Origin of the sequence: Xenorhabdus khoisanae, assembly GCF_001037465.1 — a bacterium.
Classification (GTDB): domain Bacteria; phylum Pseudomonadota; class Gammaproteobacteria; order Enterobacterales; family Enterobacteriaceae; genus Xenorhabdus; species Xenorhabdus khoisanae.
In genome coordinates, this window is the sequence record NZ_LFCV01000039.1 from 1 (window position 1) to 26,050 (window position 26,050).

At 44.9% G+C, this 26,050-nt stretch carries 21 protein-coding genes; 10 read left to right on the plus strand and 11 right to left on the minus strand.

The annotated features are described in order from the left end of the window. Positions 1-650: 650 nt before the first annotated feature. Entirely contained in the window at positions 651-1,253 is a 603-nt protein-coding gene (gene ribA, locus AB204_RS07015; RefSeq protein ID WP_084728543.1) for a GTP cyclohydrolase II, read from the minus strand. A gap of 409 nt (positions 1,254-1,662) precedes the next feature. Here ribA and AB204_RS07020 point away from each other — a divergent pair, with 409 nt between their 5' ends. The 4 genes from AB204_RS07020 to yciH all read left to right on the plus strand — a co-directional run bounded on the left by AB204_RS07020 (position 1,663) and on the right by yciH (position 4,287). Next, positions 1,663-1,977 (plus strand): LapA family protein, encoded by a 315-nt coding sequence (locus AB204_RS07020; RefSeq protein WP_047962669.1) that lies wholly within the window; start codon positions 1,663-1,665, stop codon positions 1,975-1,977. Between the two features lie 6 nt (positions 1,978-1,983). Further along, positions 1,984-3,153: a lipopolysaccharide assembly protein LapB gene (gene lapB / locus AB204_RS07025; protein ID WP_047962670.1), complete on the plus strand. Its 1,170-nt coding sequence runs from the start codon at positions 1,984-1,986 to the stop codon at positions 3,151-3,153. 77 nt (positions 3,154-3,230) lie between these two features. After that, complete coding sequence (gene pyrF / locus AB204_RS07030) at positions 3,231-3,971, plus strand: orotidine-5'-phosphate decarboxylase (RefSeq protein WP_047962671.1); 741 nt, start codon at positions 3,231-3,233, stop codon at positions 3,969-3,971. Continuing rightward, entirely contained in the window at positions 3,964-4,287 is a 324-nt protein-coding gene (yciH, locus tag AB204_RS07035) for a stress response translation initiation inhibitor YciH (protein WP_047962672.1), read from the plus strand. Before pyrF ends, yciH begins: the two co-directional genes overlap by 8 nt. A 114-nt stretch (positions 4,288-4,401) precedes the next feature. Here yciH and bla read toward each other — a convergent pair whose 3' ends face one another. Both bla and AB204_RS07045 read right to left on the minus strand, forming a co-directional pair. Next, positions 4,402-5,319 carry a class A beta-lactamase gene (gene bla, locus AB204_RS07040; RefSeq protein WP_053067848.1) on the minus strand — a complete coding sequence of 306 codons (918 nt, stop codon included), beginning with the start codon at positions 5,317-5,319 and terminating at the stop codon, positions 4,402-4,404. Positions 5,320-5,454: 135 nt separating this feature from the next. After that, entirely contained in the window at positions 5,455-7,395 is a 1,941-nt protein-coding gene (locus AB204_RS07045) for an exoribonuclease II (protein WP_047962673.1), read from the minus strand. Between the two features lie 715 nt (positions 7,396-8,110). Between AB204_RS07045 and AB204_RS21290 the strand changes: the two genes are divergently transcribed. From AB204_RS21290 to AB204_RS07075, 5 genes are read left to right on the plus strand one after another with little or no spacing between them, the layout of a single operon-like run. Beyond that, entirely contained in the window at positions 8,111-9,847 is a 1,737-nt protein-coding gene (locus AB204_RS21290) for a type VI secretion system baseplate subunit TssF (RefSeq protein WP_072061407.1), read from the plus strand. A gap of 10 nt (positions 9,848-9,857) precedes the next feature. After that, entirely contained in the window at positions 9,858-11,747 is a 1,890-nt protein-coding gene (tssI, locus tag AB204_RS07060) for a type VI secretion system tip protein TssI/VgrG (RefSeq protein ID WP_047962675.1), read from the plus strand. Positions 11,748-11,759: 12 nt separating this feature from the next. Next, positions 11,760-12,980 carry a DUF2169 family type VI secretion system accessory protein gene (locus AB204_RS07065; protein ID WP_047962676.1) on the plus strand — a complete coding sequence of 407 codons (1,221 nt, stop codon included), beginning with the start codon at positions 11,760-11,762 and terminating at the stop codon, positions 12,978-12,980. Continuing rightward, positions 12,970-13,326: a DUF4150 domain-containing protein gene (locus AB204_RS07070; protein ID WP_047962677.1), complete on the plus strand. Its 357-nt coding sequence runs from the start codon at positions 12,970-12,972 to the stop codon at positions 13,324-13,326. The genes AB204_RS07065 and AB204_RS07070 overlap by 11 nt, the downstream gene beginning before the upstream one ends. A 9-nt stretch (positions 13,327-13,335) precedes the next feature. Beyond that, positions 13,336-17,685, plus strand: a complete 4,350-nt coding sequence (locus AB204_RS07075; protein WP_053067849.1) for an RHS repeat-associated core domain-containing protein — start codon at positions 13,336-13,338, stop codon at positions 17,683-17,685. A gap of 78 nt (positions 17,686-17,763) precedes the next feature. Here the strand turns inward: AB204_RS07075 and nth are convergent, their stop codons facing one another. The 8 genes from nth to AB204_RS07115 all read right to left on the minus strand — a co-directional run bounded on the left by nth (position 17,764) and on the right by AB204_RS07115 (position 24,844). Continuing rightward, positions 17,764-18,396 (minus strand): endonuclease III, encoded by a 633-nt coding sequence (gene nth / locus AB204_RS07080; RefSeq protein WP_047962678.1) that lies wholly within the window; start codon positions 18,394-18,396, stop codon positions 17,764-17,766. 14 nt (positions 18,397-18,410) lie between these two features. After that, positions 18,411-19,115 (minus strand): electron transport complex subunit E, encoded by a 705-nt coding sequence (locus AB204_RS07085; RefSeq protein WP_047962679.1) that lies wholly within the window; start codon positions 19,113-19,115, stop codon positions 18,411-18,413. A 2-nt stretch (positions 19,116-19,117) separates the two neighbouring features. Beyond that, positions 19,118-19,744: an electron transport complex subunit RsxG gene (gene rsxG / locus AB204_RS07090; protein WP_047962680.1), complete on the minus strand. Its 627-nt coding sequence runs from the start codon at positions 19,742-19,744 to the stop codon at positions 19,118-19,120. A 16-nt stretch (positions 19,745-19,760) separates the two neighbouring features. Further along, on the minus strand, positions 19,761-20,840 hold the full coding sequence (rsxD, locus tag AB204_RS07095; RefSeq protein ID WP_047962681.1) for an electron transport complex subunit RsxD: 1,080 nt from the start codon (positions 20,838-20,840) through the stop codon (positions 19,761-19,763). A gap of 12 nt (positions 20,841-20,852) precedes the next feature. After that, positions 20,853-23,099 (minus strand): electron transport complex subunit RsxC, encoded by a 2,247-nt coding sequence (gene rsxC, locus AB204_RS07100; RefSeq protein ID WP_047962682.1) that lies wholly within the window; start codon positions 23,097-23,099, stop codon positions 20,853-20,855. After that, the gene (gene rsxB, locus AB204_RS07105; protein ID WP_047962683.1) at positions 23,092-23,715 is read right to left on the minus strand and encodes an electron transport complex subunit RsxB; all 624 of its coding nucleotides are present in this window, start codon (positions 23,713-23,715) and stop codon (positions 23,092-23,094) included. The genes rsxC and rsxB overlap by 8 nt, the downstream gene beginning before the upstream one ends. Next, the gene (gene rsxA, locus AB204_RS07110) at positions 23,715-24,296 is read right to left on the minus strand and encodes an electron transport complex subunit RsxA (protein WP_047962684.1); all 582 of its coding nucleotides are present in this window, start codon (positions 24,294-24,296) and stop codon (positions 23,715-23,717) included. Before rsxA ends, rsxB begins: the two co-directional genes overlap by 1 nt. Positions 24,297-24,403: 107 nt before the next feature. Further along, complete coding sequence (locus AB204_RS07115; RefSeq protein ID WP_047962685.1) at positions 24,404-24,844, minus strand: DUF2569 domain-containing protein; 441 nt, start codon at positions 24,842-24,844, stop codon at positions 24,404-24,406. Between the two features lie 148 nt (positions 24,845-24,992). Here AB204_RS07115 and AB204_RS07120 point away from each other — a divergent pair, with 148 nt between their 5' ends. Next, positions 24,993-26,033, plus strand: a complete 1,041-nt coding sequence (locus tag AB204_RS07120) for an oxidoreductase (protein WP_047962686.1) — start codon at positions 24,993-24,995, stop codon at positions 26,031-26,033. The last annotated feature ends 17 nt before the right edge of the window (positions 26,034-26,050 follow it).

A 26,050-nucleotide genomic window follows, 5' to 3' on the forward strand; every position in this document is an offset into this window, starting at 1 on the left:
CCTTTCTTGACTGTGATTAGATTAACAGGCTTCTAAGGTGTCCGGAATGACTATGCCACTACATATCGGGTGATCATTTAAATGGTGTGCAAATTAACCATAAAACCTCATGCTCTTCAAGCATATTTATAGGGTGGCTAAATACGGGATGTGCCACTAGAAGAATTATTTATCTCATCAGTAGGCAAGACTCTTGAGCTTGAATTGGCTTTTTATGATGAGTAATTAATATAGATAACCTCAGTGCTAGAACATTTCAGTGCCGCGCACTGCGTGGCCTTCCTCCCAACCCCTTGATTTAGTTGAATTCCTGTACAGTGCAGGAAATAAGTAAAATCAAATACTTAGATAAAGGTGGGATTTCTCACCTTTTAACTTTGAGCCATCTGCGGCAACTATAGGGATTTCCTCTATGGTTGATTACCCTGAAAGTTTAAGGGCAGATTTCTGCCCTATAGTGATAGCAGCTTCCTTTCCTATCCTCACCCACAACCCTTAATCTTTCCTATCTAAAGAGTACTAAATCCATTGCTATGTGCTGTATAGAGCACTTTTTTCGTTTGTACATATGTGTGTATATATACTTAATTTTTACCCACATTAAAAATCAATTAACCATTTGTTTTAAAATGGGTTATCTAAAAACAGGCTTATTTGAGTAACAAGTGTCCCATTCGGCTGGCCTTGGTATCCAAATAATAAGCGTTTTTCGGGTTGCGCCCTACAATCAGGGGAACACGTTCGACGATATTAATGCCCGCCTCTATCATGATCTCAACTTTTTTAGGGTTATTGGTCAGGAGACGGATGGCATGAATACCCAACAGTTTATACATATCTGAGCAAAGGGTGAAATCTCTCTCATCAGCAGCAAAGCCTAACTGGTGGTTGGCTTCAACGGTGTCAATGCCCTGATCTTGCAAAGCATAAGCGCGGATTTTATTCAATAGGCCAATATTGCGGCCTTCCTGACGGTGATACAACAGTACGCCACGGCCTTCCTTGCTAATTTGCGATAGGGCGGATTCTAATTGAAATCCACAATCGCATCTTAGACTGAACAAAGCATCCCCCGTCAGACATTCTGAATGGATCCGTGATAATACAGGCTCATCACCAGAGATATCACCGAAAACAAGGGCAACATGGTCACGACCTGTTTTGATTTCTTCAAATCCAATCATCAAGAATTCGCCCCATGGCGTAGGTAATTTCGCTTCAGCTACTCGTTTTAGCTGTATTTTAGTATTCATCATATGTTGATTTGGCTCGTTATAAATATTGCAACACCCAGAACAATCCCGGTTGAGAAATCAGCTAAAACTACGCAAAAGAATTTTCTCTGATTACAACACATGCACGCGGGGGGCATTATAACAGAATTTGTTAATGCGCATGAATACAAAGCGTCAGGTTCTTTAATAATGAGTATATTAACATGCTAAACTATAAGCTGATTTTCCCAGATGTAACTTGTCAGCTTGTTTGGGAAAAAAGGTAGGATTGAGCACAAACAAGTAGAATAATATCACAAAAAGAAGGAAATCAGCGTCTAGTGCAATAAATTGCTTCCTTTGCGTAGACGAGAAATGCTAACTTAACACGCCAGTATGTCTGTTATTTGGCATAATTAATCAGCAACAATAGATAACAGGAAGAAATGTGAAATATTTTCTGATTTTATTACTGGCACTGGTTGTGTTTGTTATCTCAGTGACTCTGGGGTCAAATAATAATCAGATCGTGACATTTAATTATTTGATCGCTAAAGGTGATTATTCGGTATCCTCATTACTGGCTGTGTTGTTTGCCGTCGGTTTTGCCCTTGGCTGGGGAATTTGTGGGGCATTTTACTTGCGCGCCTGTGTTTCTCTCCGACGTGCGAAACGTAAAATCAAACGGTTGGAAACCCAGTTGGAACAACCATCTGAGTCATCCGCAGAAAACGCGTCAACCGTAGCATTAAACAAGGAATAATTCTCCATGTTAGAGCTGTTGTTTCTGTTGCTTCCTATTGCTGCCGCCTATGGCTGGTATATGGGGCGCAGAAGTGCTCAACAAGATAAACAGCAAGTTGCTGACCGTCTTTCTCGTGAATATGTTGATGGTGTTAACTTCTTACTCTCTAATCAGCAGGATAAAGCGGTCGATTTATTTCTTGATATGCTGAAAGAGGATAGCTCTACATTTGAAGCGCATTTAACACTGGGAAATCTGTTTCGTTCCCGTGGTGAAGTTGAAAGAGCTATCCGTATTCACCAATCCCTGATGGAAAGTGCCTCTCTGACGTTTGAACAACGTTTGCTTGCTATTCAGCAACTTGGTCGGGATTATATGGCCGCAGGCGTATATGATCGAGCCGAAAACATGTTCATTCAGTTGGTTGATGAAACTGACTTCCGTGAAAACGCCCTCAATTCTTTGTTAACCATCTATCAGTCAACCAGTGATTGGAATAAAGCGATTGAGATCGCTGAAAAGCTGGTAAAACTGGGTAAACACCACTTCCGGGAAGAAATCGCCCATTTTTACTGTGAGCTGGCACTGCAATGTATGGGCAGTGATGATTTTAACGATGCTATCGGGTATCTGAATAAAGCGGCTCAGGCAGACAAAAATTGTGCGCGTGTTTCAATCATGCGTGGTCGTATTTATATGACTCAGGGGGAGTACTCTAAAGCGACTGATGCCCTGAAACGTATTCTCGAACAAGATAAACAGGTCATCAGTGAATCTCTGCCGATGTTGCAAGAGTGTTATCAGCATCTATCTCAACCGGAAGAGTGGGAAGCTTTTGTACAGCGCTGTGTAGATGAAAAGTGTGGTGCAATTGCAGAGCTTCATATGGCTGATCTTATTGAGAAGAAAGAAGGGCGCGATGTGGCGCAAAATTATATTAACCGTCAATTGGAACGCCATCCGACGATGAGAGGCTTTTATCGCTTGATGGATTACCATCTGGCGGATGCAGAAGAAGGGCGAGCCAAAGAAAGTTTGATTCTTTTGCGTAATATGGTCGGTGAACAAATCCGCACTAAACCTGATTATCGATGCCATAAATGTGGCTTTACTTCCCGCTCGTTATATTGGCACTGTCCATCATGTCGCTCATGGGATTCCATTAAGCCGATCAGAGGATTAGATGGTCAGTGACACTGTCACGATATGTTTCTCTTCACTAGTAATTCAATTAGTTATTCAAGTTCATTAGTAAATGAAAGGGCCTAAAAATGACCTCCTACACAGCTCAAACTTTAGATAAACAGATTGACTCGCCTGTTATCGTTGCATTGGATTATGACAATCAGGACACAGCGCTGGCGTTTGTCGATAAGATTGACCCACAATCCTGCCGTCTGAAAGTGGGCAAAGAAATGTTTACGCTGTATGGCCCACAATTTGTTCAGGCGCTGCATCAGCGTGGTTTTGATGTATTTTTGGATCTTAAATTTCATGATATCCCCAATACAACCGCAAGAGCGGTAGCGGCGGCGGCTGAATTGGGAGTCTGGATGGTTAATGTTCACGCAAGTGGTGGTGCGAGAATGATGACCGCAGCGAAAGAAGCTTTATTGTCTTATGGTAAGGATGCACCGTTACTGATCGCTGTCACGGTGTTGACCAGCATGGAACAATCTGATTTGTTGGGCATTGGTATTGATATAACTCCGGCACAGCACGCTGAACGTCTGGCATTATTGACAAAAGAATGTGGTTTAGATGGAGTAGTTTGTTCTGCCCATGAAGCACAACAATTGAAAACCGTCTGTGGACAGGAATTCCAGCTTGTTACACCGGGCATTCGTCCTGAAGGCGTGGATGCCGGAGATCAGCGTCGTATCATGACACCCCCTCAGGCAGTTCAGGCGGGGGTTGATTATATGGTGATCGGGCGTCCGATTACCCGTGCAGAGAACCCGGCACTGGCATTGCAGCAGATTAATCAATCTATTGGGATCGTTCATGGATAATAACTCTCGCTTAGTTTACTCAACGGATGGCGGTCGCATCCAAGAGGAAGAAATTAAACCTGTTCGCCCGAAAGGTGATGGCATTGTACGTATTCAGCGTCAAACGAGTGGCCGCAAAGGCAAAGGTGTTTGTATTATCACAGGCATTGATGCTGATGATCAAACACTCACCAAATTAGCCGCCGAACTGAAGAAAAAATGTGGTTGTGGTGGTTCCGTTAAAGACGGTGAAATCGAGATACAAGGCGATAAGCGTGACTTGCTGAAACAATTGCTGGAAGCGAAAGGTATGAAGGTGAAACTGGCGGGAGGTTAAGTCCAGTTTTTTATATTACAGGCTATGCAGTAAATAAATTGTATAGCCTGTTGCTTGTCAGATTCACAATACTTAATGTGATTCGTTGGCTATTCCACTTTTTTCGGGCTTTGCTCACTTAGCATCACTGTTTTGAGTCACAATACGTGCTGCTTCCGCTAATACATCAGGTCGGGCGTTAGCATTTTGGTGATTTGGCTGAGTAAAGTAAGTGACCAAAACCAATGGAGAGCGATTGCTTGTCGGCCAAATGACGGCAATATCATTTATTGTGCCATAACTACAGCGCCCCGTTTTATCTCCGATAACCCAATTTTCTGGTACACCGGCACGAATACTGGCGCCGCCAGTGGTATTTCCTTTGAGCCATGCAACTAATTGCTCACGTTGTGCTGTCTCCAAAGTATTTCCTAATGCCAAATGATATAAACTGTTCGCCATCGCTTGTGGAGTGGAGGTATCACGCTCATCTCCCGGTATCGCCGTGTTTAGATCAGGCTCTTTACGATCGAGACGAAAATCGTTATCACCGATAGTACGGGCAAATTGGGTCACTTCATTTGGGCCACCCAGTTGGTTAAGGATAAGATTCATTGCCGCATTATCACTATATTGCATCGTTGCTTCGCCCAGTTCTCTCAACGTCATACCATTTTTAAGGTGTTTTTCGGTAATCGGGCTGTATTCAACAAGATCGGATTGTTGATAGTGGATGCGTTGATTTAATAAGTGATCATTTGCTTCATTTTTTTTCAGAAGCGCTGATACCGCCATAAATTTACTGGTACTGCATAGCGGAAAACGTTCGTTTGCACGATAAGCGAAGGTGGAATGATCCGATGTATCTATCAATACAACACCAAGACGACCATTGGCATTTTTTTCCAGTATTGAGAGCTGGTGGATCAGTTGATCTTGCTTGAGCGTTTCATTTTGGGCAGTAGTCGCATTGGCAGGAGATATGAACAAAGTACCAAGTAGGGGGAAAAGTGCGATTGCCATGTTTACTCGTTTAAATGAAATAAATCGCATATGAAGTTTTCACCTTGTTATTATAGTTCGTTATTACAAAATATTATTACAAAAATGCCGCCCATAAATGGCGGCAGTTCACTTTATTATTTTGGTATCGATATTGAAATAACGATATAGAAATAATCTGTAAGGTTAGCCGATAGGACGGGCAACGATGTTGCGGGTTTCCATTCTGACTTCTTCAATACGGACATTGATGACATCATTCAAACGGTAGGCAGTTTCACCTTTAATCAATACCGAGCCTGTTTCCTGGCTACATTGCAGTTCATCTCGAACAGCATGCAAAAATGGTCCGGGAACAAATGCGACGGCACCATTATCAACCAGACGGACACGCATACCGCCACGGGTGATATCGATAATTTCTGCCGGGAATGTTTTGTCTGTGCCTGCATGAGGGTGAAGGAAACGAGCATAGAGCCAATCACCAACATCGCGTTCTGCCAGACGATTTGCCCGACGACGATCGGTTAATTGCAGACAAATTTCTTCAGTCGGTTTTTCAGCGTCAGTTTGCTGGATAATCGCTTTCAACAAACGGTGGTTGATAATATCGCTGTATTTACGGATAGGGGATGTCCAAGTCGCGTAAGCATCAAAACCTAACCCAAAATGTGGACCCGGATCAGTTTTAATTTCTGCAAAAGTTTGGAAACGGCGGATACGGCTATCCAGGAATTGTGTTGGTTGTTTATCCAATTCCCGACGCAATTCACAGAATCCGTCTAATCCTAATAACGCTTCGGCATTCACATCAATGCCATGTTCTTTCAGGACTTCAACAACCTGTTCAATATGGGAAGCGTCAAAGCCAGTATGAACATTATAAATACCAAAGCTTAATTTATCGCGCATCACCTTGGCAGCACATAAGTTTGCTGTGATCATGGCTTCTTCAACAATACGGTTGGCTGAGCGTCGCTGTTCAATAACGATATCAACAACATTACCACCTTCATCGAGAATAAACCGGTAATCTGGGCGCTCTTTGAAAACTAACGCGTGTTGGTGACGCCAGTTATTGCGGCGGTCGCACATCTCTTTTAAAAGCGTGATTTGCGTTTTGACTGCTTCTGATTCCGGAACCCAACCGTCCTGGCCTTCTAGCCAGTCTGAAACTTCGTCGTAAACCAGCTTGAATTTTGATTCAACCCATGCAGCGAAGAATTGAATGTCATCGCCCAATTGACCATCTTCCAGAATAGAAACCTGACAAACCAGAGCAGGGCGGCGGGCATTCGGGCGCAGGGAACATAAATCATCTGACAGCTCACGGGGGAGCATTGGGATATTGAAACCCGGCAGATAGTTGGTGAAGCTACGCTGATAGGCAATCTTATCCAGTTCGCTGTCAGCTTTGATATAAGCGGTCGGATCAGCAATAGCAATAGAAAGCTTCAGGCTGCCATCATCATTTTGGGCAATGTGCAGGGCATCATCCATATCTTCGGTTGTTGCGCTGTCGATAGTGACAAAATCAAGGGCGGTAAGGTCGAGGCGCTCAATAGATTCATCGTCTAACTGACAATCTGTCATGATTGGAGCTTCGCGCTCCAGACTATGGCGTGTCAGTGTTACCCACCAAGGAGCGTAGTGGTCGTCGCCTTGAGTGATATAGCCAGTGACTTCGGCATGAAAACCACGATCGCCTTTCAGTGGATGCCGACGCATTTCAGCGACAGCCCAATCGCCATTTTCGAAATCATGGGTAACTTGGTTTGTCGGGCGGCAAGGGATGGAATCTTTTAATAATGGGTGGTCAGGAATAATCCAGAGTCGGTTATCGTTTTCTTTCTTTTGGATCCTGCCTACAAAACGGGTCAGAAATGGTTCAACCAAAGTTTCTGGTTCGGCAATCTCTTTTTCTTTATCGGTGTGGATAGCAGCGGTAATTCGGTCCCCGTGCATGACCTTTTTCATGTGGGGAGGTGGAATAAAATAGCTTTTTTGTCCATCGACTTCTAAAAACCCAAAGCCTTTCTCAGTTCCTTTGACTAAACCCTCTACGCGAGTGGTTTGAGCGTGAAGTTGCTGTTTTAGCTGCGCAAGCAGCGGATTATTTTGAAACATAATATCTGGAGAGTATGGAGTTATTATCAATAATTTTAGACAACAGTTTTACGCGAATCGACGGTATGGAGCAAGTAACATCTTATGAAAACACGAAAAACCGTCGAAAAAGGTTAACAATTATACAGTTTATAACAGGAGAAAAGAAAGAGGATTTTTTAGGGGATTGGTTAGTCGTTAGTAGTTGTTCTACATATACTCGGTATACGATCTCGTTTCTGTACGCAGCCTGTATTCAAATTGCCTGTAATAATAAATTCCTACTGAAATAAGTTTTTAATTATAGAGTATTGAGATCTGTTTTCTTATTTAAAATTAAAAGACGATTTGCACTCTAATTAACTAATCAAAAAAGAGTATTTCAGATTTATTTCTGGAAATACGATAAATTTAGTAATGTAAATTTCTTGTTAAAAATAATTAATGCCGTGTTAATAGATATTGTTTTTCGGTGTGATGTTTTCCTGTAACTTTCAGGTTAGTCAGTGATTGCAATGTTTTTTTTATTTTTATGGTAATGAAATAAGGTTTTTTTGGGAATATATTATATTTAATTACGATTTATTGTTTTTGTTTTTCTTTATGACCTAAGTTAAACGGCCGGTTTATTAAGATAAATCCTTAATAACATCTTAAATATAATAAATTCTATTAAATAATTCCATTCTTGAAATGTAAATGAGATTGCACTCAGTATATTTCTAAGGAAGCAAATATGGATTCTTTTCAATTTTATTACCAGTGGGAATTGGATTATCTGCGGCAACTTGAAAAACTCACTGCCGAAGAAAAACCTCATTTGGCAGAAAGTCTTAATGGATACGATCCTGATATTGAAAGACTAAATCAAGGCTTTGCTGTTTTAATGGCTCGCTTGCATCAGAAAGTCGATGATGCTTTTCCTGAAATTACGCTACCTTTACTACAGCGATTAAAAGCTCTGCCTGTCAAGGGGATTCCAGCAACGAGTGTCGTTCAATTTAATAGTATGGCAGGGTTTGATCTCACCTGTACATTGCCACGGGGATCAGAAATTTCATCTGATACCGGTGTCACGTTTGTTACAAGCAGGGAATGTCACATTGAACCATTGATATTGGTGGCACGGAAAATCACTTATCATGCAGAAACCAGCAATATTACGCTCACTTTCCAATATACCGGCAAGGATGATTATTGGCCTATTTGCCCTATTAGTTTATTCCTCAGCCCTGATGAAACGGTGGCAGATATGTTGATGCTTGCTCTGTGTCGCAGCTTACAGGGCGCAGAACTGCATCACAACGAATTGAAATATCCAGCCGAACCCCTTTGGTTCGAACCTTTGTCCGGGGCTTCTCGTTTGATTTTGTCGCCACCCATTTCAGTGGCGGGCAATTGGGCTCCGCAAATGCTGATGGAATCGCTTTACTTGCCTCATGTTCACCACTTTCTGACCTTATCCTTGCCGACAGCCATGTGTGATCGGTTATCCATGAAGGAAAACCGCCAATTCAGCGTGACATTGAAACTCAGTGAAGTATTGCCTTTATCCGAGGCACAATTGTCTGAAGCTTTCCATCTCCACTGTGTGCCTGTGGTGAATCTTGAACGCGAATCGAAAATAACACTCGCTTTTGCACCAGACACCGCTCGCTATCCGCTTCCTTTACCATCAGGGCAAGGGATTCTGCACCTGATTGACCTCCAGCTAAAAGATGAACCGGGTAAAGAACGCGGTAAACGTTGCCAGTTTTATCCGATGAGCCAGTTTACTCATTTCTTTCGCGGCGCTGATGAAGAAACCTGGTTCTATGAATGGGATATGACCCGTGATGCGCTGGGGCGTTTGGAATATGCGCTGACATTTTATGACAGCCATGCCCTGCCGATGGAAAAGCCGCCAGAGCAGGAATTCACCTGCCATTTTGTGACATTCAATACTGACTTATCTGAATTGGCCGTGGGGGATATCTGTTTGGCTGATGAAGATATTCCTGATGGTTTGCAAATCAAAAATTTAACGCCCACAGCTTCCAGCTATCCTCCCGTGACAGATAGCTCACGATACTGGAGAGTTTTGTCACACCATGCTGCTAATGGTTTCTGGCTGAATTCAGTCTCTGCACTTAAACAACTGCTGCTGGATTACGATTTTTACGCTGATCTTGATCGCAATACCCACCGCAATATCCAGCGAATGACGGCAGGTATTGTAGAAATTCAATCCACCCCCGGTGACTGGCTTATCCGTGGTATCCCTCACCGCTGTGTCCATGTTGAGCTGACACTGGATGAATCCGCTTACACCAGTCAGGGGGAACTATTCCGGTTCGCTAATGCCTTGTACCAGTTTTTACCGTTCTGTCTTACCGAAGATATGCGTATACGCATGACCGTCATCGGGCAGGTTTCCAATATCCGATGGCTTTTATCACCTTGCCCGCTGCAAGGATATCGTCCAATTATGTAAGGAGAGACAAATGGATGGGTTAGTATTTACCTGTCAGATAGGTGCTTTACCGGGCACGACTTTTCAGGTGGTGAATTTCAGTTTACAGGAAGGGCTGTCACAGCTTTATCATTTGTCATTGAATGTAGTCAGTTCCCTTAACAATGTGGTGCTCAATGATCAATTGGGAACCTATGCCTCCCTCACCGTGACCCGCAATGGCAAGGTAGAACGTACTGTTAAAGGTATCGTGGCGGGGGCTGCGCAGGGCAATAGTGACGGACGGCAAACGTATTATACCTTTACTGTCCGGCCGGAAATGTGGCGGATGACACTGCATCAGGACAGCCGCCTGTTTCAGCGCCAGTCTGTGCCGGATATTCTCAAACTATTGCTGAAAGAGCATCGCGTTAAGTCGGATAGCAAATTTTATGAAGACAGCAATCTTCATCCGGTACGGGAATACACCACCCAAAAGCGTGAATCTGCCTATGATTTCTGGTGCAGATTGGCAGCGGAAGAGGGGATCGCTTTCTGGTTTGAGGAAGAGCAACTCTTTTTCAGTGATTCCCATTTGGGGATGACCGCGGATCTTAACCTGACTTACAACGTTCAGCCCAATACCGATGATAAAGATACCACCGCCTGGCAATGGGAGTACGGGGAATATCTCTATCCGGATGAGTATATCCACAAAGATTACAACTACCTGCGACCTTCCCAGCCCTTGCAGACTCAGGCCACCTTGCCTCAGGGCGGGCGCCATGCGGTATTTGAAAGTTATGGGCGTTTCCCGTGGAGTAAAGAAGGCAAACCATTGGGTGAAGTGCGCCTCAATCAAGTCAACAGTGAAAGTAAACTGGGTTCGGCTCACACCAACTGTATCCAATTGCGCCCCGGTAAAATCTTTATCCTGAAATCACATCCCATTGCGGCCATGAATGATCGTTGGCAGGTGGTTACCGTTAATCACTATGGTTCCCAACCACAAGCAGCGGGCATTGCCGGTGAAGGCACGACGTTGACTAACAGTGTCACGTTTATTCCGGGGAAAGACGATTGGCGACCACCGTATCGTTATAAGCCATTGGCTGATGGTGATGAATTGGCAACCGTTGTAGGGCCACCGGGTGAGGAAATTTTTGTTAATGAGCATGGCGCCATTAAAGTGCATTTCCACTGGAATCGTCATGATGAAGCGGGGGATGGTTCCTCTTGTTGGGTACGTGTTGCACAAGGCTGGAACGGTAATGGTTTTGGCTTTATGGCAATTCCCCGTATTGGTCAGGAAGTGATTGTCTCTTACCTTAACGGGGATATCGATCGCCCGATCGTAACGGGATGTAACTACAACGGCCGCAACCGACCACCGCTTAATTTACCTGCCGAGAAAACCCGTACCACCTTTAAAACCCATACCCACAAAGGCGAAGGGTTTAACGAACTGCGCTTTGAAGATGCGAAAGGCAGTGAAGAAGTCTTTATTCATGCACAGAAGGATATGAACACCAAGGTGTTGAATAACCGTACTACGCAAGTGTTGGGTAATCATACTGAAACGATTGACGGCAATCAGGCCGTTATCGTGAAAAAAAGCAAACAGGAGATCGTACAGCTTACCAGCACTGAAGTGGTTGGCCTTGCCAAAACTTTGACGGTTGGGGCGACTTATACCATTACCGTTGCCGCCAATATGAACACCTCGGTTTCCATGAGCCAGAACGAAACAGTGGGTATGCAGAAGAAAGTTTCTGTGGGGCAAACCCTTTCTATTTCAGCAGGTAAGGTGATTGAACTGAAATGTGGCAGCAGCACGCTGCGTATGGACAGTTCAGGCAACATTACCATCAAAGGGAACAAGTTTCTGTTCGACGCCAGCGGCCCTGTGCAAATCAATGGCAAAGACATTGATTTGAACTAAGGAGACAGGACGATGGAATTGAAGAATCTTACCCCCTTTTCAGTGATGAACTACCGAATGCTGGATACCGAAGATCAGGAATACGATGTTATTGCCATGAAAGTGGGCTATCAGTTATTACCTGCGGGTAAGGGCGAATATCTGGCTGAACTGCTTCCGGTGATGTCTCTCTGTATACAGGATCAATATCGCGGAGCACTGAACGTCTCGCAGGTGTTACAGGAAAGTGATCTGGCGCCGTTTAAGCCCAAATGTGATGTGATTGTCAATGGGACGGCTTATGCCCCGGAAGGCAAGCCCTGCACCTCTTTCCCTGTTTGTTTGTCACTGACGGATGCCAATGGCGACACCTTGCTTGATAAGACACTGAATATTTCTGGTGAGCGGGAATTTTTCCGCACAGAGAACGGGCAATGGCAACTCTCTGATCCAAAACCGTTTGAAAGTTTACCCCTTGATTACCGTTATGCCTTTGGTGGGGGATGCCGGATTGAAGCCGATGATGATAAAGCGGCGAAGGCGTTAACCGAGGAAGATAAGCTCTCTCCTGAACAACGCAGCCAACACCCCGATGGCGAAAAGGCCCCCATAGCTCATGCAGTTTGGGAATATAACCCCATCGGCACGGGATTTGTTTTGCCGTGGTATGCAAGGGCAAAAGATCTGCCTCGTTATCCGGCACCGCGCATTACCCACCCCGATGCGCCGGTAACTGCACAGCATTTTGCTGCGATGTTGGCAGGTCAGCTTTCAGCCACAGAGCCAGCCAGCCAGCCGCAGGGGATGGGAATTATCGGTCGGGCGTGGCTACCACGGCGAACACTGGCCGGAACGTATGACCAGACATGGCTGGATCAACGCCACCCCTATCTGCCACAGGATTTTGATTTTGGTTACTGGAATGGCGCGCCGCAGGATCAACAAATTGACTGGCCCTCTACAGATATCACACTGCAATTGACCAACCTGACATCGGATGGTTCTTTGCAAACCCAACTACCGGGGCATCGTCCTTTTATCCTGTTCCGCATGGAGGATGGTGCGATTTTCCCCATATTAATGAACCTTGACACTCTTATTGTTGATACCGATGCGATGACACTGGAGCTGACTTTTCGTCTGCATTTCAGCATTGATTTGCCCATCAGAGTCACAGAAGCACGGTTTGAAATCAATCCCCAAGCCCCCTTAATCACATTTGCACCCGAACAGGAGAAGCCTCATGGCGGATAACTATATTGCCCGTAAAGATACCCAATGGATGATTATCAGTCTGATTCCTGATGTCTGTAAAACCCCGATGGGACCAGCCACACCGCCGATTCCTTATCCGGTTATCGCGAAACTGGGGGATGCCTCTGCACCGGTAACATCAGTACGGGCAAACGGGCAGCCTATGGTGGTATTGGATCAAAGTTTTGTCCCGCAGACATTGGGTGATGAAGCAGGGACGGCTATGGGGGTGAAAAGTGGCACAGTAGGGGGGAAGTGTTACCCGAAAGAACACAGCCAAACTGTTCAGGCAGGCAAGAAACTGATATTGCGCCATGGGGATCAGTTTTGGATGAATGGGAAATAAGGAATAGATATGTCAGGTCCTGAAAATCAACAACTTACTCAATATGTCTTAGGGCTTGCAGAGAGTATATTAAATACTGCTGCTGGCGAAAAGAAGGATATAAATAAGATTGTAGCTAATAGTATAGGAATAGCGACAAATTTAGCTAAACGGCAACCAAACAAGCCCGGGGAAGCTAACCCTCCTATTTCTAGTGAAGAACTTGGTGAGATATTGAGGAAAGTAACAGACCTCGTGCTGAAAAGAAGTTTACCTAATAATTATGTAGAAGCCAAATATAATCTGGGGGCTGGTACTATATCAGCGGGGTATTCCATAAACGGTACATTCTATCCGGTACCTATTGATAACAATCTGTTAAATATTGTTAAGTTTTTTCCAGAGGTAAAAAGCAGCGGTCGTTTTCTTATAGGAATCAAAGATGGAGAGTCTATATTCTTGGTAGGTCAAGATTCAGATTTGGATCAAATGTTAAAATATGGTTTAAATTCTGCCGAAGCAAGTGCCTGGGCGAAAGCTCACCAAGACACCCTTTTTCAGGTCACCTTGAAGGATATTTTGGCAAAACACGCTGAAAGTGCCGGAGTAGGTGCTGGTGCTAAGACACCAAATTTAGGAGGCGCTGAGGCAAATACTCAGAATAAAGCAGGAGCCAGCCACTCTGACAATTTTAAACAGGAATTGGGAGAAAAGCCAATATCTCAGTCTACGAGCGAGGCTAACGCAACTAGCGTGGCTTCTGCACAAGCTCCTGGGAATCATGTAGTAAACACAGAGGCAAAAGTTGCAGCAAAATCTTCTCCAGGAAGCCCGCCACAACAGGAAGCAAGCTTTGAAGCAGCAGCAAAAAGCAGAGATCAGGAAGCGGCCGTCAAAAAAATCTATCCAGAAGAAAATGAAAAAGCACCTGCGGGTGGCAAAGTAAAGAGCAATGGTAACAAACCTCCAACCAATCCTTCGACACCCAATCATCCACAAGAGACAGATCAGGCTAACCCATCAGAGGGCAGAAAAGGCAGTAACTCATCTCCTCCTAACCTAATAAGCGACCCCATTGATGTCACCACAGGGGATTACCTGCAAATTTTCCCGGTTATCACCATTCCGGGGCTGTTACCCATTACCCTGACCCGAATTTATCGTTCTACTTCCAATCTGTCTGGATTATTGGGGCCTAAATGGATCGACGATTGGTCACGTCAACTCGTGATAGATAATGAAAAGATCCATTTCACCGATGCAGACGGGCAGGTTTATGATTTTTCGACACCGGAAAATCAGATTCTGGCACGTAATCGCCATCTTCTGCATTGTTTGTTGACCGGAGAAATTGATGGTGAATTACGTCTGATTAATAAACAGAGCCAGCAAACTTTTCATTTTAACTCTATTGAAGGCAACCGGCGCCGGTTGTCTGCCATTACTGATCGCCATCAGAATAGTATTCAATTTATTTATGACAACCAACATCGGTTAGTTGAGATTGTACGCAATGATGGTTTCCGGTTATCTCTACACTATCAGGATGAGAAACTTCAGGCAGTGGATTACCATTTTCAGCAGATACAACAACGCTTGGTCACCTGTCGTTATGACCAGCATGGTTATCTTGCAGAATGCGACGCTTTCCAGCAAAACCATTTATGGCATAAATACACTGCACAAGGGTTTATGACCCGTTGGCACGATACAGATAAGACGGATTTTTATATTCATTATGATGAATGCGGGCGGGCTGTTTCCGTGGATTCTTCTAGTGGTTATTGGTCTGATCGCTTTATCTATGACGATGATGCCCGTGTTACCACTTATCTTGATGCAGAAGGTGGAAAAACGCTTTTCTATTACAACCAGAATAATCGCGTGATCCGTAAGATTGATCCGCTGGGGCGTGAAACACGCACGCAATGGCGTTACAGCCAGAAAGTTTGGGAAATTGATCCACTGGGAGGCTACACCACCTTTGGATACAACAATGATGGTGCACTGATTGAAACTGCACTACCAACGGGGGAGGCTTTTTATTATGACTATGATGAACATGGTCAATTGATTAAATCAATCTTACCCACAGGCGATATCTGGTATTTCCATCATGATGAACAAGGCAATTTGACGGCAGTCACCAATCCGCAAGGGCATAGAGAAGAATATCAGTACGGTATTCACGGCGAATTGCGGCAACGCCAGTTACCGGATGGTCGGCAATGGCATTATGCCTATGACGAATATCAGCGGCTTGCTGCGATTATGACCCCAGATGGACAAACAACGGGTTTGGAGCTGGATGAACTGGGGCGTTTGCGCCGTACTGCGGATGCACTTAAGCAGGAAACCCGTTACCGCTATAGTCCTGTTCATGCCAGCCTCAATAATGGCAGTCTGACAGAAGTTGAGTCGCCGGATGGCGTTACCCAGCATATGGAATATGACAGTGAACGACGTATTGTTGCTGTTACCGATGGAGAAGGCCGCACCACTCGCTATGGTTATGGCGCTTTTGACCTGCTGACCCATATTACCCGCCCGGATGGTACGACACTGCACTTTGGTTATGATCGTCTCACTCGTTTTTGCTCTGTTACTGCCTCGACAGGGGAAACTTATCGCTATGAACGGGATGCCGCGGGTCAGATTATTCGTGAAACCGATTTTACCGGCCGTACCATTGATTATCAGTATGATGCATTGGGGCGACGCACTCAGGCCCGCTATCCAGATAATCACCTGCTGCGCTGGTATTACTCTTCGGCAGGTTTGTTAACCCGACAGGAAACTTGGTATCAGGCGGGAGATCAGCAAGAACTGAAATCGACGACCATTTATGAATATAATTCCCGTCGCCAGATTATCAGGGCAGTAAATGACGACGCCGTTGTGGAATATGAATATGATGTGACTGGCTTGCCTATTTGTGAACGCATCAATGGACGGGAAATTACTCGCGAATGGGATAATCTGACCGGACAATTGACGGCTGAGACCATTGGTGAGCATACCTTGCGCTTTGGTTATAACGTTATGGAAACTGTTAACCATTTTCAGTTTAATCAACATACGCCGCTGACCTTGAGCCATGATGCTTTAGGGCGAGAAATTGTTCGGGAAAGTGCGGAAGGGTTTATTCTTGCCAGTCGGTATACCTCGACGGGATTGCTGGCACACCAATCAGCCGGGCGAGTCACACCACTGTTTCGCGAAACAGTGGTACAAAATGATCCTCATTTTCCACCACAGGCCACCGCGGTTAACCGTAGCTGGCAATATGACCGAGCATACAGCGTCAGAAGGATCGATGACGGTATCTGGGGGCAGACTCGTTATCGATATAACCAAAATGACCAGGTTATTAGCGCCACATTTAATGGCCGATTGCCCTATGAAGAACAGTTTCGTTATGACGCCAATGGCAATCTGAATCAACATATGCTGGTGGATGCACAAGGGATAATTGAACGATTTGAACAGCATCAGCAGGCAGGACGAGTTATTCAGCGTGACAATGTCACTTATCGCTATGATGACAACGGCCGGCAAGTGGAAAAAACCGAACATCGTGATGGTTTCCGACCACAGGTATGGCGTTATCACTGGGATACACAAAACCAGTTAACTCATTGTGAAACGCCGGATGGTTCACGCTGGCATTATCGTTATGATGCCTTTGGGAGACGTATCCGCAAATTAAAAGTGCATGATGGCAAACTGGCAGCAGCTAATTTGCAACGCTGGCTGGACGGTAAACCGGATTTAATGGTAAAACCCGATACCATCATGGGGTATGACTACTTCTGGAATGGGGATCAATTGGTTGAAGAGACGCCACTCTATGCAGATGGTACACCGGACTATGATCACAGTATTTGCTGGCTATATAAGCCAGAAGCATTAATGCCTTCAGCTCGTTATGAAAAAGGCAAACTACATTATATCGTCAGTGATCATCAGGGAACGCCACGGGAAATATTGAGTGAAGACGGTAAACTGGTATGGGCAAACCGACTGACAACGTGGGGCAAAGCTGAGCGAATACCGTTATTGGCTACGAATGATGAAGATTATCACGTTAGCTGCAACCTGCGTTTTGCCGGACAGTATGAGGATAAAGAAAGTGGGTTATATTACAATCGGTTTCGGTATTATGATTGTGAGACAGGGCAGTATATTACGCCTGATCCTATAGGATTGGCGGGGGGAATGAATCCCTACAGTTATGTGTCGAATCCTCTTAAATGGATCGATCCACTGGGATTGGTGGGTAGTAGTGTTGGACAAAATCCTCAAGAGGATCTGTCTAAATCTATTGGGCGTCCAGGATATAGGTTAAATATTCAACCTATTTCCTTGTTAGGAAAGTAGCGTTTCATTCCCTTGATGAAATTTAAGGATAAAAATTAAGCACCTATTAGAACAGGTGCTTAATCTATGGTGTTCTTATTATTTAGTCTTATCCCCAAACTCACACAAATCTTCAATAATACAAGAACCACAACGCGGTTTACGGGCGATACAGGTATAACGGCCATGTAAAATCAGCCAATGGTGGCAATCCACCTTGAATTCATCGGGCACCACTTTCAATAAGTTCTTCTCCACCTCATCAACATTTTTACCGGGCGCAAATTGCGTCCGGTTGCTGACGCGAAAAATATGGGTATCAACGGCAATTGTCGGCCAGCCAAACGCGGTGTTTAGCACAACATTAGCCGTTTTACGTCCTACCCCCGGTAACGCTTCCAATCCCACGCGATCTTCCGGCACTTCACCCTGATGTTTTTCCAGCAAAATCCGGCAGGTTTTAATCACGTTTTCCGCTTTGGTGTTATATAGCCCGATGGTTTTTATATACTCTTTCAAACCATCAACCCCCAAATCAAGGATCGCCTGTGGCGTATTGGCAATGAGATAAAGTTTTGCCGTTGCTTTATTCACACTGACGTCTGTCGCCTGTGCAGAGAGTAAAACGGAGATCAGCAATTCAAAAGGGGAATTGAAAACCAACTCGGTCGTCGGGTGTGGATTGTGATCCCGTAAGCGGGTGAGTATCTCGACCCGTTTTTGTTGATTCATCGCTAATTGCACCTTCAGATTCTTGTGATATGGCTTCCACAGCCTTTGTCTACGTTATATTGGCGTTCTTTGTTTTCTGTCCGGCTCTTTATGCGTTCATCAATGATGTATTTTCCTGCCAGCATTAAGCCTAGTCCAATAAATGCGCCGGGTGGCAGGATAGCAAGCAGGAAGGGGGAATCCATATGAATAATTTCAATCCGCAATGATTTTGCCCAACTGCCCAGCAGCAAATCCGCGCCATCAAACAGTGTGCCATTACCCAGAATTTCACGTATCGCGCCCAGTACGAACAGGGCAAAGGTTGCTCCGAACCCCATCGCAAGGCCATCAATCATTGAATGATAGACTGAATTTTTTGATGCGTAGGCTTCCGCACGGCCAATTACAATACAGTTAGTCACAATCAAGGGAATAAAAATCCCCAATGATTCATATAAGCCGAAGGCAAAGGCATTGATCAGCATCTGAACGGCACTAACAACAGAGGCAATGATCATCACATAAATGGGGATACGGATTTCATGAGGAACCCAACGACGTAAAGCAGATACAGCAATATTGGTGCTCAATAAAACCAGTGTGGTTGCCAATCCCAATCCCAACGCATTAGTTGCGGTAGAGGAAACCGCCAATAAAGGGCAAAGCCCTAAAAGTTGTACCAATGCGGAGTTGTTTTTCCATAGCCCCTGAATAAATAGGTTTTTGGTTTCACTCATAATTATTCCTCTCCACAGGTTGGAAGCGAAGAAAGTTGTTCAGGAACCGTCTCCAGATAAAGGGCAGTCCGTTTAACAGCATTAACAACGGCACGCGGGGTAATGGTTGCGCCGGTAAATTGATCAAATTCCCCACCGTCTTTTTTAACCGCCCAATTGTGATCGTCTTTTGACATCACTTTTTTGCCAGAGAAGGCATTGATCCAATCGGAAATCCGGGTATCAATTTTATCTCCCAATCCCGGTGTTTCATGGTGTTCAGTCACCCGAACACCCAGCACTTTGCCGGAAAAATCCGCACCGACCAGTAACTGAATCGCCCCTGAATAGCCATCCGGTGCGGTGCTTTCCAGTGCAGCCGCAACAGGAACACCATTTTTACGGGCGAGATAAAGGTGATGAGGCTGGGTGTTACCCAGCGCTTTGTCTACTACCAGATAACACTCATCCTGCATCTTATTGTCATATAAAGCTGGGGGAACAATTTGATCCAGTAATACCTTGTGTTGTAACGCGGCTTGTTCCGCAATCCGGTCTTTTGTCAATGAATAAACAATCGCGGTTAAGCCCGTCGTGCAGGCGGCAAAAATGGCAAGGATAACACCGTGACGTCGCATAGTTTCTAACATAGCAGTCTCCTTTTCCCTATTTGTGGCCGTAAGCACGAGGTTGTGTGTAATGGTCAATCAGCGGCACGCAGATATTTGCCAGCAATACAGCAAATGCCACGGCATCCGGATAACCGCCATAAACACGAATCACCCAAATCAGCACTCCAATGATGGCCCCATAAATCAAACGGCCTTTTGGCGTTGTTGATGCACTGACGGGATCTGTCGCAATAAAAAAGGCACCTAACATGGTTGCGCCGGAAAGAAGCTGCAATAAAGGTGAAGAATAGCGAGTGGGATCAATAAGCCAGCTCAGCAATGCACAGGCACCTAATGACAAAATAAATGCGGCTGGGATCTGCCAACTGATAACTTTTCGGTTGAGCATAATTAACCCACCGATCAGATAAGCAATATTAACCCATTGCCAGCCAATACCCGCCAAAGTACCCTGCAATATCGGCTGTTGTAATACTTCATTAATATCGTGAGTCAGTCTGCCGGTTTTAAAACTATCCAGCGGTGTTGCCTGACTCAGTCCATCAATGCCTTGTTGTAGCTGTAGCAGGGTAGAACCATCCGGTGTATGCCCTGTGAAGATAACCATCAGGCTATCCCAAGGGGTTAAAGTGAATGCCTGTAAAGAAGCGGGTGGCATCCAACTGGTCATTTGCACAGGAAATGAGATAAGCAGAACGACATAGCCCACCATGGCAGGGTTAAATGGATTTTGTCCAAGCCCGCCATACAAATGTTTGGCAATAATGATGGCAAAAAATGTGCCGAGAACAATCAGCCACCAAGGGGCTAAGGGTGGCAAACTCATTCCCAGAAGTAACCCTGTCACTAAAGCTGAGTTATCTTTGAGATAAGGCATGACCAACTGTTTTTTTAGCGCAATGGCAGCGGATTCCGCTAACAATGCGGTAATGACTGCTAAGGAGATTTGGAACAAGGTGCCATAGCCAAAGAAGTAGGTTTGTACAGCAATACCGGGAATGGCAGCTAAAACCACCCAAAGCATAATCTGGCTGGTACTTTTTTGATTGTGTGTAAAAGGCGAACTTGCGACTTTTAGCTGGTTATTGTCAGTGTTTACTGGCCTGAATTTCATTGATAAATGTCACTATTCTGTTGGAACTTCTTGTTTTTCTTGGGCTGCTTTCTTGGCTTTAACACGAGCAATTGCGGCAGCGACAGCAGCTTTGCGTGGATCGGTTTCTTCCGGTTCAGCGGCAACTACTGGTTTTATATCAGGGGGGTGCTGATTTTGAGCTTCTTTCTTTGCCTTAGCACGGGCAATTGCGGCAGCGACAGCAGCTTTGCGTGGGTCGACTTCTTCCGGCTCAGCGGTAACGACCGGTTGTGCAGCAGGTTCAGGCTGATTCTGTGCGGCTTTCTTTGCCTTAGCACGGGCAATCGCGGCAGCAACGGCAGCTTTGCGTGGGTCGGTTTCTTCCGGCTCAGCGGTAACGACCGGCTGTGCAGCAGGTTCAGACTGATTCTGTGCGGCTTTCTTTGTCTTAGCACGGGCAATTGCGGCAGCAACAGCGGCTTTACGCGAATCAGTTTCTTCCACTTCCACACTATTTTGTGGGGCAGCGGGTGATGTTGTCACTTCTTCACTTTGGGCTGCTTTTTTCGCTTTTGCTCTGGCTATTGCAGCGGCGAGAGCAGCTTTACGGGGATCATCACTCTCAGTTGATACTGTTGCTTTTGTATCTGTATCTGAGTTTGAAACCGCCTGTTTTTCTGCCTGACGAGCACGTAATTGTTCTTTTCTGGCTTTACGTGCCGCAATGACCGCTGCATTGTCCGGTAATTGTCCTGCTTGTATCGTGATCGATTCGCCTGCATTGTTCTGCTTTTCTTTCACGCGAGCAAGTGCGGTTTCGATAGCGTTTTTATCACTACTGGTTATTTGTACAGCTGATTTCTTATGGCGTTCTTCACGCGCCAATTTCTCTCGCTCCATACGCACTTGTTTGGCTTCGAAACGAATTTTCGCTTCAGCAGAACGGCGTGTTTCTGCGTCTATAGCCCGTATTTCCGCTTTTTCCTGTCGGTAATATTGGACGAGGGGAATATTGCTTGGACACACATAAGCACAAGCACCACATTCGATACAGTCGAATAAATGGTGGTTTTTAGCTTTTTCATGTTCTTGCCCACGGCTGAACCAATAGAGTTGTTGTGGCAGTAATCCGGCCGGACATGCTTCAACACATAAGCCACAGCGAATGCAAGCCTCTTCAATCTCTTTAGGTTCCATTTCTTGCGCTGAAGGAGCAAGAATACAGTTACTGATTTTGACGATGGGCACATTCAGATCAGGTAAGGTAAAGCCCATTAATGGCCCACCCATAATGACCATTTGTTCTGTTTTAGGCTTGAATCCAACTTGTTGTAGCAAGAACCGAACCGGCGTGCCAAGGCGTGCCCAGAAGTTACCCGGGGAAGTGACGGCTTCTCCTGTCAGGGTTACGATGCGTTCAATAAGGGGTTCTCCATCAATGATAGCGCGCTTAATCGCCATCACTGTACCGACGTTTTGCATGAGAACACCGATATCAGAAGATCGCCCACCGGATGGAACTTCTTTACCAGTCAGAATCTTGGTAAGTTGTTTGGCTCCACCCGAAGGATATTTCGTTGGAATTACCCGTACAATAATAGACTTATCACCATTAAGCGCTTTATTCAGAGCGTCAATTGCTTCGGGTTTATTATCTTCAATACCGATCAACACCTGTTTTGGGTTGAGCAAGTGCATCAGGATGCGAGTCCCTTCGATAACTTCTTGCGCATGCTCCTGCATCAAGCGGTCATCAGCAGTAATATAGGGCTCACACTCTGCGGCATTGATAATCAACGTCTTGAGGTTGTATTTCCCGCCCTTAAGTTTTATTGCCGTCGGGAAGCCGGCACCACCTAAACCCGCAATGCCCGCTTGCTGGATGCGTTGTAATAATTCATCGGCATCAAGTTTTGTGTAATCAGGAGATTGGATTCGCTCGCACCATTGGTCTTCTCCGTCAGGATGCAACCGGACACACAATTCTTTCAGCCCGGAAGGGTGTGCCGTAACACAAGGTTCGATTGCTGTAATCGTCCCTGAGGTAGAGGCATGGACAGGAACGGTTCGGCCTGTTCCGATAGTCAATGGTTGGCCTTTCAGAACCTTATCACCCACCTTAACCAGTAATTCACCTTCCGGCCCCAAATGCTGTTGCAGGGGAATGATGAATTCATTCGGCAGTGGAGCGTAGCGTAATGGCGTACGGCTGGATTGCAGTTTCATTTCCGGTGGATGAATACCACCCTCAAAATCCCATATTTTATTCTTGTTAAGCCAGTTGAGTAGATTAAACATTGCTTTTAACCTCAACAGGTTTAACAGGAGAGAACATAGTAGGTTCAGGTGTCACAGGAATGTTTTTTACCGGAATGGTGTTTAAATCCCATTTCCAATTTGAGGTGGTCGTTGCTACAGGGATCATTGTAATGCAATCAGTTGGACAAGGTGCGACACACAGGTCGCAGCCCGTGCAGAGATCTTCAACAACAGTGTGCATAGCGCGGTTTGCACCAATAATGGCATCAACCGGACATGCCTGAATACATTTGGTGCAGCCTATGCAGTTCTCTTCATCAATAAAAGCCACTTTTCTGGCCGGGTTTTGTACGCTTTCATCGCCGTTCAATGGTTGAGGATCAACACCCAGTAACTCGGATATTTTGAGCATCACTTGCTCTCCGCCGGGCGCACATTTGTTGATCATCTCACCGTTATTGGCAACGGCTTCTGCATAAGGGCGGCAGCCGGGATAGCTACATTGCCCGCATTGACTCTGTGGTAGCAGATTATCGATTTTCTCAACAATCGGATCTTCTTCTACTTTAAAACGACGGGCAGCAAAGCCAAGAATCAAGCCAAAGCTTAACCCGAGCATACTTAGTACGCCGATAGCAAGCCATAATGACATCATCAGAATTTCACCAAACCACTAAAGCCCATAAATGCAAGGGACATTAATCCCGCAGTAATAAGCCCTATCGATGAACCACGAAAAGGGGCAGGAATATTGGCAACAGCCAAACGTTCACGAATGGCGGCAAACAGTACCATAACGAGGGAAAAACCCGCCGCGGCACTGAAACCGTATACGGCAGACTGAAGAAAACCATGGGATTGGTTGACATTCAGCAGGGCGACACCGAGTACAGCACAGTTAGTTGTAATCAGTGGCAGGAAGATCCCTAAGAGCCGGTAAAGTGTCGGGCTTGTCTTGCGGACGACCAGTTCAGTAAATTGAACAACAACCGCAATGACAAGAATAAAACTCAAAGTACGCAAATAAACCAAATCAAGCGGTACAAGAATCAAGGTATTTATCAGCCATGAGCAGATAGAGGCTAACGTTAGAACAAAAGTTGTTGCTAACCCCATACCAATAGCGGTTTCGAGTTTTTTGGATACGCCCATAAAAGGACATAGCCCCAGGAATTTTACTAAAACAAAGTTATTGACCAAAACTGTGCCAATGAATAACAAGAGGTATTCAGTCATTGCTATACCTGAAAATAATATGCTGGAAAATATACAGTTTGAATAGAAATTCCTCACCTGACGGTGAGGCAAGTAGGGGCAATGATAACAATCAATTGTGGGGTATGTTATCGATCTTGTGTGAAAGTCATTTTTACGCGATAAGAGCGTTTAATATAAGGAACAAAAACAGCAGCAGCCAGTAATGTCCATAATAAGGATCGTACTGCCATCTCATCAGTAATGGGGGAAAAGGCAAAGGTTTTTATGGCAATCAAAACAGAAACCATAAGCCAAATAATAAAAATACGTGGGAAGCGTTTTGAACGAATAAAAAGTAACTTCAAAACCCAAGCAGTAAAACACCACATTATTGCTGAGGTTAATACTGAGATATACCACATAGCGGTAAAGCTACTATTGAATTGATGAATAGCTTCATTTTTATGGATAAACATCATGGCATATAACAATAGAATAAAGCTGGCGGCGATTAATGTCATGATTAAGTAAGCAGCAGGTGCTAATAACCAGCCGCTAATGCGGTAATAATCATTGGATTGATACATAAAGAAATCTTCGCTCCATAATGAGTATTTTGATATAGAGAAAAGATGGTAACACAGATACCAGGATTATTTGCTAACGTATGATAGGTGGTGCTATTTTCTGATGTCTTGTTACTGGTTTGTAGTATTACGATTTTTAGAGGCAGTTATGAGTGATTTTTTAAAAGTTGGTTTGGTAGGTTACGGCTATGCAAGCAAGACTTTCCATGCACCATTGATTGCGGGAACACCTAATGTTCAGCTGGTGGCTATCTCAAGTAGCGATGCAGAGAAAGTAAAAAAAGACTGGCCAACGGTGTCAGTGACTTCCTCTCCGGAAACCTTATTCAGTGATCCGAATATTGATCTTATTGTTATCCCAACACCCAATGATACTCACTATCCACTGGCACAAAAGGCTCTGGCGGCAGGTAAGCATGTTGTCGTTGATAAGCCTTTTACTATTACAGTGGAACAGGCAGAATCCCTGAGAAAACAAGCAGAAGAAGCTAATTTATTGTTATCTGTATTCCATAATCGTCGCTGGGATTCAGGTTTTTTGACAGTGAAGTCACTGATTAAAGAAAATAAATTAGGGGCATTGAAATATTATGAAGCCCATTTTGACCGTTACCGTCCCGCTGTTCGCCAACGCTGGCGTGAAGCTGCCGGTGTGGGGAGTGGTATTTGGTATGATTTAGCCCCGCATTTATTGGATCAGGCTGTTCAACTATTTGGCAAGCCAAAAGCGATAACGGTGGATTTAGGCATGATACGACCGAATGCAGAGACAGCGGATTATTTTCATGCACAGCTCACTTATCCTGATTTAAAAGTCGTGCTACATGCAACCATGCTTGCAGCAGCAGAATCGCCTATTTTTACGTTGCACGGTATGGATGGAAGTTACATCAAGTATGGTTTAGATCCACAAGAAGAACGCTTGAAAGCAGGTGAAAGGCCCCCTCGGGCTGATTGGGGCTATGATGCTCGTGATGGTTCGGTGACGTTGTCACAAGGTGAGAACTTGATTACACAAGTGATACCCACTTTACCCGGCCATTATGGTACTTATTATGCCGCAATTCGTGATGCTATTTTGTTTGGTAAGCCTAACCCAGTGACTGCCAGTGAAGCTATTTTGATCATGAAGCTTATTGAAGCAGGTGAAAAATCAGCAAAAGAACAACGCACAATTCTGATTGATTGATCACGCTGTGGCCGGTA

Coding starts and splice junctions, on each gene's coding strand:
- lapB (WP_047962670.1), top strand. CDS start 1,984: ATGTTAGAGCTGTTGTTTCTGTTGCTTCCTATTGCTGCCGCCTATGGC.
- rsxA (WP_047962684.1), bottom strand. CDS start 24,296: ATGACTGAATACCTCTTGTTATTCATTGGCACAGTTTTGGTCAATAAC.
- ribA (WP_084728543.1), bottom strand. CDS start 1,253: ATGAATACTAAAATACAGCTAAAACGAGTAGCTGAAGCGAAATTACCT.
- rsxB (WP_047962683.1), bottom strand. CDS start 23,715: ATGATGTCATTATGGCTTGCTATCGGCGTACTAAGTATGCTCGGGTTA.
- rsxC (WP_047962682.1), bottom strand. CDS start 23,099: ATGTTTAATCTACTCAACTGGCTTAACAAGAATAAAATATGGGATTTT.
- rsxD (WP_047962681.1), bottom strand. CDS start 20,840: ATGAAATTCAGGCCAGTAAACACTGACAATAACCAGCTAAAAGTCGCA.
- rsxG (WP_047962680.1), bottom strand. CDS start 19,744: ATGTTAGAAACTATGCGACGTCACGGTGTTATCCTTGCCATTTTTGCC.
- tssI (WP_047962675.1), top strand. CDS start 9,858: ATGGATGGGTTAGTATTTACCTGTCAGATAGGTGCTTTACCGGGCACG.
- yciH (WP_047962672.1), top strand. CDS start 3,964: ATGGATAATAACTCTCGCTTAGTTTACTCAACGGATGGCGGTCGCATC.
- AB204_RS07065 (WP_047962676.1), top strand. CDS start 11,760: ATGGAATTGAAGAATCTTACCCCCTTTTCAGTGATGAACTACCGAATG.
- AB204_RS07075 (WP_053067849.1), top strand. CDS start 13,336: ATGTCAGGTCCTGAAAATCAACAACTTACTCAATATGTCTTAGGGCTT.
- AB204_RS07115 (WP_047962685.1), bottom strand. CDS start 24,844: ATGTATCAATCCAATGATTATTACCGCATTAGCGGCTGGTTATTAGCA.
- AB204_RS07070 (WP_047962677.1), top strand. CDS start 12,970: ATGGCGGATAACTATATTGCCCGTAAAGATACCCAATGGATGATTATC.
- AB204_RS07085 (WP_047962679.1), bottom strand. CDS start 19,115: ATGAGTGAAACCAAAAACCTATTTATTCAGGGGCTATGGAAAAACAAC.
- AB204_RS21290 (WP_072061407.1), top strand. CDS start 8,111: ATGGATTCTTTTCAATTTTATTACCAGTGGGAATTGGATTATCTGCGG.
- pyrF (WP_047962671.1), top strand. CDS start 3,231: ATGACCTCCTACACAGCTCAAACTTTAGATAAACAGATTGACTCGCCT.
- bla (WP_053067848.1), bottom strand. CDS start 5,319: ATGCGATTTATTTCATTTAAACGAGTAAACATGGCAATCGCACTTTTC.
- AB204_RS07120 (WP_047962686.1), top strand. CDS start 24,993: ATGAGTGATTTTTTAAAAGTTGGTTTGGTAGGTTACGGCTATGCAAGC.
- nth (WP_047962678.1), bottom strand. CDS start 18,396: ATGAATCAACAAAAACGGGTCGAGATACTCACCCGCTTACGGGATCAC.
- AB204_RS07045 (WP_047962673.1), bottom strand. CDS start 7,395: ATGTTTCAAAATAATCCGCTGCTTGCGCAGCTAAAACAGCAACTTCAC.